A 1,061-nucleotide genomic window follows, 5' to 3' on the forward strand; every position below is an offset into this window, starting at 1 on the left:
ATGGAAGCCTGCGCCGGCGCGCATTACTGGGCTCGGGAGTTGATCAAGCTCGGCCATGACGTCCGGCTGATGCAGCCAAGCTATGTGAAGGGCTACGTCAAGCGCGGGAAGACAGACAAGGCCGACGCCGAAGCGATTTGCGAAGCGGTATCCCGCCCCTCGATGCGGTTTGTTCCCGTGAAGAGCGAGGATACGCAGGCGCTGCTCATGACGCACAAGGCACGCGAATTTCTGGTCCGTCAGCAGACCCAGATCGTGAATGCCATGCGCGCACATCTGGGCGAGTTCGGGATCGTCGTCCCAAAGGGTATTCACAACGTCGAGCGCCTGATCGCGGCATGTGACAGGGCCGATCTGCCCGCGCCAGCGTGCAAGGCACTCAACCTGCTCGCCGATCAACTGGTCGACACGCAGAAGAAGATCGAGGGCCTGACCGCAGACATCCGCGCGGACGCCCGTGGCAATGAAGATGCGCAACGTCTGCAAACGATTCCTGGGATCGGGCCGATCACCGCCAGCGCATTGGTTTCTGCGCTGCCCGATATCGCCGACTTCAAGTCGGGACGCGATCTCTCTGCCTGGCTGGGTCTGACGCCGCGACCTCACTCCACCGGCGGCAAGGAAAGGCTGGGGCGCATCTCCAAGATGGGCAACAGGTATCTACGGCGGTTGCTCTATCTCGGTGCGATGGCGCAGGTCAGCGCTCGCCGCCGTCGTGAAGCTGGGGACGACTGGCTGTGGAGAATGATACAGCGCAAGAAGCCCAAGCAGGCCGCGATCGCCCTGGCCAACCGCATGGCGCGCACGGCCTACGCGCTCATGAAGAACCAGACGGAATTCCGGGCGGCACCCGCCGCCTGACAGAGACAGGGGTTTACCCCCTACCAGAAGGCAAGTGCATCGTGAGATGATGGCAAAGAACGGACATATCGCCGAGGACACCCTGTTCGGACCGGAGCGCCCCAGAGCGCGTGCCATTGATTGGGACCAAAGCGACCGCGGACTTTCATCAAGGCGCGCAGCCATCGTGCTGCAATCCAGACGCCGTATACATGGCCGCA

The 1,061-nt window shown here is 62.5% G+C and carries 1 protein-coding gene; it reads left to right on the top strand.

Annotation, left to right across the window (positions count from 1 at the left end; all coding sequences use genetic code 11):
* On the top strand, positions 1–861 hold an 861-nt coding region (locus tag V8324_RS22000), incomplete at its 5' end, for an IS110 family transposase (RefSeq protein WP_336422012.1).
* Positions 862–1,061: the final 200 nt, after the last annotated feature.

It is taken from the genome of Roseovarius sp. D22-M7, from assembly GCF_037083785.1.
Lineage (GTDB): Bacteria > Pseudomonadota > Alphaproteobacteria > Rhodobacterales > Rhodobacteraceae > Roseovarius.